Genomic DNA, 5455 nt, shown 5'->3' with positions numbered 1-5455 from the left:
ATGCTCCAGGCACTGGAGGATGCTGTGGCGCAGCAGGCCGTACTCCAGCGCCACCGCTCCCGGCTCGTACCCCTGCTCCAGCCGCTCCAGGGCGTCCTCGTCGGTGAGGGTCTGGGACACCTGGGCGGCGCCGCCTGCCCGGGGGTGCTCCGCCGCGTCCGCCAGGCGGTCCAGGAAGTCGGGGAGGTGGTCACGCAGCAGCGCGCCGTTCGGGGTGGGCTCCGGGTGGCGCAGGTGCAGGGCGTGCTCCCAGTCCGAGAGGATGTCCTTCCGGTGCTGGCGGAGGAAGCCCGCCAGTCCCTGCCGCTCTTCCGCCTCCAGGTCCATCCCCTGGGGCGGTCGAGGTGGTTCCTGGTCCCGCATGCGCGCGCCCCCGAAAGGCTGCCCCCCACCGACCCGACGTGAGGGTGCTCATGGGGGCATGTCACGGCCTCGTACCCGCGAACCAGTGGGAGGCCTTCGGAGCGAGGGCGGGGGATTCCCTCGCCCGGCAGCGGGGCCGCCCGGCGCCCCGCGCCTCGTCCGTCCCTCCCTCCGGGGCGGCGTCCGCGCCCCGGCTCGCGCGAACTCCCACCCCACGGGAGGGGAAGGGTTAGGTTGTGGGAAAGATGAGCACGCTCCTGCTGACCCGCGCCGATGTCGTCCGCCACATGGAGGCCCTCACCCTCCTCTCCGAGATGCGCGAGGCCTTCCGCGCCGACGCCGAGGTCCGCTCGGTGGAGCCCCAGCGCGCCCGGGCCCCACTGCACGCCGAGGGCTCCGCGCTGGTGGTCTTCCCCGGCACCCTGCCCGGCATCCCCGCCTATACCGTGAAGGTGCACGCGAGGTTCCCCGGCCGCTCCCCGGCCATCCAGGGCACGGTGCAGCTCCATGACCTGGAGACGGGCTCACTGCTGGCGGTGATGGACTCGGGGCACCTCACGGCGCTGCGCACCGGCGTGGTGGGGGCGCTGGCCTCGGACGTGCTCGCCCGGCAGGACGCCTCCCGGGTGGCCCTCATCGGCGCGGGGCCCCAGGCCTCGATGCAGCTCAAGAGCCTGCGGCTGGTGCGCAGCCTCAACCACGTGCGCATCTACGACCCGGACCTGACGAAGTCCGTGGAGTTCGCCACCCGCATGTACCACGCGCTCAACCTGCCGGTGCGGCCGGCCGAGTCGGTGGAGGAGGCGGTGGCGGACGCGGACATCGTCATCACCGCCACCTCGGCGCGCGAGCCCTTCCTCTTCCCGGGGATGCTGCGCGGGGGCACGCACGTCACCGCCCTGGGCGCGGACGAGCCAGGGCTGGCCGAGCTCTCCGCCGGGCTGCTGCGCCAGTCCACCTTCTTCTGCGACAACCGGGCGCTGGCGCTCGCCATGGGCGCGCCGGCCGGCGTGGGCCTGGGCGAGGAAGTCATCCACGCCGAGCTGGGCGAGGTGCTCGCCGGCACGAAGCAGGGGCGCACCGACGCCGGGCAGGTCACCCTCTTCGGCGCGGTGGGGCTGCCCTTCCAGGACCTGGTGGCCGCCTGGCACGTCTACCTCGGGGCGCGCGCGGATGACGCCGTGCAGCGGGTGGACTTCCGCGCCTGAGCCGGGCCTCCGGGCCCGGGCGCCTCGAGGGAAGCCGTCCTCACCTGGGGTGAGGCGGGCTCAGTGAAGGGTGCGGCGCGTCGGTGGGTCGATCTCCCTCGGCGCCGAGATGAGGCTGTCCGGGCCATGGTTGAGGAACACCTCGTCCGCGATGACCGCCCGCACATCATCCAGCCGCACGGCGTAGCCCTTGCGCCAGACGAGCACCCCCTTCTCGACGATGAACTCCTCGTCCGTCACCTCGATGACATGGCCGAGCTTCTCGCCACGGTGCGTCCACACCACCATCCCCTCATGCAGTTCCGAACGGTCCACCATGAACCCGCTCCTCCTCTGTCCACGGGGCAGCGCCCGCGACCCCGGAAATCAAGCTTAGGTACGCCTCCCCGGAGTGGCACCAGGGGAGCAACCAGGCGGGGCGAGAGGGTTGGCCGGTGCACGAAGACAGCGAGCGACCCGGTGGGCGCTGGTGTCAGGAGCGCGCATGTCCATCTTCATCAGGCCTGGAGGTGCGTGATGATGGTGGGGTTCATGGCGTCGAGAACGGGACGATGGACGCGCATGCTGACTGGCGCGGGAATGGTGATGGGAGGACTGGCCACCGGCTCGCCCAAGGGCAAGCTGATGGCGCTGGCGGGGCTGCTGCCCCTGCTCGCGGGGGCTTTCGACCTGTGCCTCTTCGGCCCCTTCTTCGGCCTGCCCGTGAAGGGGGAGGCCATCCGCCGCAAGGTGGGGCTCATCGGCGAGGACTCGCTGCTGCCCCACCCGCCGCTGTCCATGGCGGAGCGCCCCACGCTGCTGCACTAGGAGCGCACGCCGAAGGGGATGGTGAGGGTGCCGAACTGCTCGCCGGTGCGCGCGTCCACCAGTCGCGCCTGGAGGGTGACGCTGCCCTCGCGCTCGCTCACGTCCTGGAAGTAGAGGAAGCCGGTGACGGTGCCGCCCGGCTCCAGCGTGCCCTCGGGCAGCGCGCGCCGCAGCATGTCCCGCGTGGGCAGCGGCTCCGGGGGGAGCCAGGACGTGTAGGGGTTGCCGTAGAAGGGGTCGCCCCAGGGGTTGAAGAACGGATCATTCCAGCTCCTGACCCCCGGCCCCCAGCCATACATGCGGTAGAAGGGCCCCGGGCCCCAGACGCCCGAGCTCCAGGCCCCGTGGCCCACGCCCGCGCCCACGGACAGGGCGACGTGGCCCAGCTCGGAGCCCGAGCCACCCATGGCGAGGTTCTCGTCCCGCAGCTCGAAGGGGGAGAGGGCGGCGTACTGGAAGCGCGAGCCGCCCACCAGGACGAACTCCTCGTACTGGAGGCGCAGGGGCCGGCCGCTCTGGTTCTCGATGCGGACCTCCACCGGGGTGACGAGGCGCTCGAGGTGGGAGGGCGTGCCCTTCCAGGCGTCTCCATCCGCCACCAGGCGTACGCCCTGCTCCTCGGCCACGGCCGAGCCGCTCTGGGTCGTCTCCGCCGCGGGCAGCGGCTGCAACTTCGTCTCGATAACGCAGCCCGCGGCGAGCAGCAGGGCCGCGAGCGTGGGCAACAGGGCACGCGTGCGCATGGGGGACCTCCTGTTGGAAAGCTAGGAGTGTCCCTGTCGGCATGCGCGCCGCGAGGGGATGGCCGCTCGGAGTGCGGACGGGACTAGGGCTCGGCGGCGGTGGCTCCGCGCCAGGTGGTGCCCAGCAGTGTGTCCCAGTCCTGCACGCGCGCCCAGTCCTCGAAGGTGTGCCAGCCCACCTCGGGGTAGTCCCGCCGCAGCCCGGAGATGTTCGCGTGGTAGCCCACCGTCTGGAGCCACTCGAACATCCGCGCCAGGTCCTCGTTGCGCGAGCGCAGCGCCCCCAGCGGGGCCTCCTCGTAGTGCAGCTTGTGCCCGCTGACGTAGGCGATGAGGGCCGCGGCCTGCTCGCCCGTCACCTCGTCGGAGGCCACCTCGAGGCGCCGGCCGATGAACTCGTCGGGCCACTCCAGGATGCGGGCGCAGAAGGCGGCCAGGTCCGCCATGGGCACCATCTGCAGCCCCGCGTGGGGCGGCAGGGGCAGCGACAGCACGCCCTCGTGCAGCCGTTGCGAGAAGGACGGCCCCACGAAGTTCTCCATGAAGAAGACGGGCGCCACGATGGTGTAGGGCAGGCCGCTGTGGTGCAGGTGCTGCTCCACCACGTGCTTCGTCTCGAAGTGGGGGATGCCGGTGTTCTGCTCCGCGCCGGCCACCGAGGAGTAGAGGAAGTGGCGCACGCGGGCGAGCTTCGCGCTGTCGATGAGGTGGCGGCCGTGGCGCACCTCGCCCTCGAGCCCGGCGGCGTCGAAGGGGGTGGCCATGGCGAACACGGCGTCCACGCCCCGCATGGCGCGCTCGAGGCTGTCCGGATCATCGAAGTCGCCCGGGGTGAGCTCGGCGCCGCGGTGCTCCAGCTCCTTGGCGGCGGCGGAGTCCGGGGAGCGGACGAAGGCGAGGACGCGGTGTCCTCGCTTGAGAAGAAGACGGGCCAGGGCACCGCCCTGTTTCCCGGTAGCACCGGTCACCAGCACGGTCAGGGGTTGGAACATGGCATCTCTCCGGGCAGAACCTTCCCCAAAATGGGGATGGCCGGTGGCGGGGGGCGAGGGACGGGGAAGCGGGCTAGCGCTTCCTGCCCTTCTTCGCCTCTTCGCCCCTCGTCGTGTCCAGGGACTTCCGGGAGGCGGCGCGGGCGGACACCTGGCGCACCACCCGCAGCGCGCCGGACACCGCCTCGCCGGCCAGCTTCTTCGCGTTCTCCAGCGGGTGAAGCTCCCGCGCGGCCTGGAGCACGCTCGTCACCGCCTGCTGGGCCCGATCCCTCAGTCCCTCGTGCCCGGACGTCTCCGGCTTGGAGTCCATGTGCGGCTCCACGGCCTGCTTCGGCATCTCCAGGGGAGAAGGGGCCTCGGTGCCCATCGGCGGCGGCTGGACGGCGTTGACGGCCAGCTGCTCCTCGCGCTGCCGCTTCAGCCGGCGCTGGTGGTACAGCTCGGCCGTCCGCGCGTGCTGACGCCCGTACCTGGCGCCTCCCGCGTGGGTGTCGCTGTCCGACTTGTGGGCCTTGGAATCCTCGAAGCCGTACGTCCGCATCCGTCGTGTCTCCCTCGCGGACGGGTTGTGTGCCTGTCCCCATGGCGTCCGCGTGGGAGCAAGGTAGGCAGCACCCCCCAGGGGCGGAACGGCGTACGGGCGAGCGTGCGGACGAGCCCTCCGCGCCCTGGTTGGCTCAGCTCAGGTAGGAGGGGGAGAAGTCCTGGGCATGGACGATGGGCTGACGCCCGGCGAAGCCGCCCTCCAGCTCATGCCAGTGCGCCACCGCGGGCTCGCCGTAGCGCCAGCAGAGGTACACGGGGCGCCCGGCCTTGAGGGCGCGAAAGTCCACCAGGCCGTCCGCGGCCTTGAGCTCCACGCCCAGCTCCTGGAAGTGCTCCAGCTCGGCGCGGATGTTCTCGAGGAGCGTGTCGCGCTCGGCGCGCAGGGGCGCGGTGCGCTCCGGCCCGGCCCCGGCGGCCTGGAGCGACTCCAGCTCGCGCACGAGCGCCTGCGCGCGCGCCACCCACGGCCGCACCTGCGCGAAGGTGCGGGTGAGCAGCGGAATGAGGCGGTTGGCTTCTTCCACTCCGAAGTAGCGCATGGCGGCCCCGAGCTTATCGCCCGAGGGGACGGCGGATCCTCCCTATTAAGGAGGAGCCGCGCGCCCCGGGTGCCCCTCAGCGCTTCTTCGTCGGCTTGCGCGTGGTGGCGCTCTTCACCACCCGCGCCACGCCCTTCTTCGCCGCGGCGGCGGCGCGCGTCAGCACCTTGCGCCCCAGCGAGGCGGCCTTCATGGCGGGAGCGGCCACGCTCTTGCGAGCCGGGGCCTTCGCCGTCGGCTTCGCGCTCGCCGTC

8 protein-coding genes are annotated in these 5455 nt (G+C 72.3%); 2 read left to right on the top strand and 6 right to left on the bottom strand.

The window, feature by feature from the left end:
- Window positions 1–363, bottom strand: a 363-nt coding sequence (locus VF697_RS08315; RefSeq protein ID WP_331093027.1) for an RsbRD N-terminal domain-containing protein, incomplete at its 3' end; no start/stop codon positions are given.
- Between the two features lie 245 nt (window positions 364–608).
- On the opposite strand from VF697_RS08315, the gene VF697_RS08310 reads away from it, so the two are divergent.
- Window positions 609–1571 (top strand): ornithine cyclodeaminase family protein, encoded by a 963-nt coding sequence (locus VF697_RS08310; RefSeq protein ID WP_331093025.1) that lies wholly within the window; start codon window positions 609–611, stop codon window positions 1569–1571.
- 60 nt (window positions 1572–1631) lie between these two features.
- On the opposite strand, the gene VF697_RS08305 is transcribed toward VF697_RS08310, so the two are convergent.
- Window positions 1632–1889 (bottom strand): hypothetical protein, encoded by a 258-nt coding sequence (locus VF697_RS08305; RefSeq protein ID WP_331093023.1) that lies wholly within the window; start codon window positions 1887–1889, stop codon window positions 1632–1634.
- A gap of 213 nt (window positions 1890–2102) precedes the next feature.
- Between VF697_RS08305 and VF697_RS08300 the strand changes: the two genes are divergently transcribed.
- Entirely contained in the window at window positions 2103–2378 is a 276-nt protein-coding gene (locus VF697_RS08300; RefSeq protein ID WP_331093021.1) for a hypothetical protein, read from the top strand.
- On the opposite strand, the gene VF697_RS08295 is transcribed toward VF697_RS08300, so the two are convergent.
- The 4 genes from VF697_RS08295 to VF697_RS08280 all read right to left on the bottom strand — a co-directional run bounded on the left by VF697_RS08295 (window position 2375) and on the right by VF697_RS08280 (window position 5201).
- Window positions 2375–3121, bottom strand: a complete 747-nt coding sequence (locus tag VF697_RS08295; RefSeq protein ID WP_331093019.1) for a hypothetical protein — start codon at window positions 3119–3121, stop codon at window positions 2375–2377. The two genes, VF697_RS08300 and VF697_RS08295, sit on opposite strands and share 4 nt — an antisense overlap.
- An 83-nt stretch (window positions 3122–3204) precedes the next feature.
- Window positions 3205–4113, bottom strand: a complete 909-nt coding sequence (locus tag VF697_RS08290) for an NmrA/HSCARG family protein (RefSeq protein WP_331093017.1) — start codon at window positions 4111–4113, stop codon at window positions 3205–3207.
- A 73-nt stretch (window positions 4114–4186) separates the two neighbouring features.
- On the bottom strand, window positions 4187–4657 hold the full coding sequence (locus VF697_RS08285) for a hypothetical protein (RefSeq protein ID WP_331093015.1): 471 nt from the start codon (window positions 4655–4657) through the stop codon (window positions 4187–4189).
- Between the two features lie 136 nt (window positions 4658–4793).
- Window positions 4794–5201 (bottom strand): DUF2203 domain-containing protein, encoded by a 408-nt coding sequence (locus VF697_RS08280; RefSeq protein WP_331093013.1) that lies wholly within the window; start codon window positions 5199–5201, stop codon window positions 4794–4796.
- Between the last annotated feature and the right edge of the window lie 254 nt (window positions 5202–5455).

It is taken from the genome of Archangium sp., from assembly GCF_036388035.1.
Classification (GTDB): domain Bacteria; phylum Myxococcota; class Myxococcia; order Myxococcales; family Myxococcaceae; genus Archangium.
This window is presented reverse-complemented; position numbering and strand designations above follow the sequence as displayed.

Excerpts from the sequence above, each read along its gene's own strand:
- VF697_RS08310 (WP_331093025.1), top strand. The coding sequence starts at position 609 with ATGAGCACGCTCCTGCTGACCCGCGCCGATGTCGTCCGCCACATGGAG.
- VF697_RS08305 (WP_331093023.1), bottom strand. The coding sequence starts at position 1,889 with ATGGTGGACCGTTCGGAACTGCATGAGGGGATGGTGGTGTGGACGCAC.
- VF697_RS08300 (WP_331093021.1), top strand. The coding sequence starts at position 2,103 with ATGGCGTCGAGAACGGGACGATGGACGCGCATGCTGACTGGCGCGGGA.
- VF697_RS08295 (WP_331093019.1), bottom strand. The coding sequence starts at position 3,121 with ATGCGCACGCGTGCCCTGTTGCCCACGCTCGCGGCCCTGCTGCTCGCC.
- VF697_RS08290 (WP_331093017.1), bottom strand. The coding sequence starts at position 4,113 with ATGTTCCAACCCCTGACCGTGCTGGTGACCGGTGCTACCGGGAAACAG.
- VF697_RS08285 (WP_331093015.1), bottom strand. The coding sequence starts at position 4,657 with ATGCGGACGTACGGCTTCGAGGATTCCAAGGCCCACAAGTCGGACAGC.
- VF697_RS08280 (WP_331093013.1), bottom strand. The coding sequence starts at position 5,201 with ATGCGCTACTTCGGAGTGGAAGAAGCCAACCGCCTCATTCCGCTGCTC.